This is a genomic window from Duganella vulcania (assembly GCF_009857655.1).
Classification (GTDB): Bacteria; Pseudomonadota; Gammaproteobacteria; order Burkholderiales; family Burkholderiaceae_D; genus Rugamonas; species Rugamonas vulcania.
In genome coordinates this window covers 1-320 of record NZ_WWCX01000317.1, presented here as the reverse complement: position 1 = coordinate 320, position 320 = coordinate 1, and the positions used below count along the sequence as shown (strand labels likewise).

Annotated in this window: 1 protein-coding gene; it reads left to right on the top strand. The window is 75.3% G+C overall.

What is annotated here, in order from left to right; all coding sequences use genetic code 11:
• The coding region (locus tag GTP90_RS36185) for an MATE family efflux transporter (RefSeq protein WP_254452203.1) at positions 1–320 on the top strand (320 nt) is incomplete at both ends.

The window sequence follows — 320 nt, the reverse complement described above, 5'->3', positions numbered from 1 at the left end:
ACTGGTGGCGCCTGCCGCGCCGCGAGCTGGGCGCGGTGCTGCACATCGGCCTGCCCGGCGCGGCCGAGAACATCGCCTGGCGGCTGGCCTTCATGGTCAGCGTGGCCACCGCGGCCGAGCTGGGCGCGCGGTCGCTGGCCACGCAGGCCTATGTGCTGCAACTGATGGGCGGGGCGACGATGTTCAGCATCGCCACCGGGCTGGCGGTGGAGATCGTGGTGGGCTACCTGATCGGCGCCGGCCGGCTGCGCGAGGCGCACGGCGTGGTGCGGCGCGCGCTGGCGCGCGGGCTGGTGGTGTGCGTGCTGATCGCCGCCTGC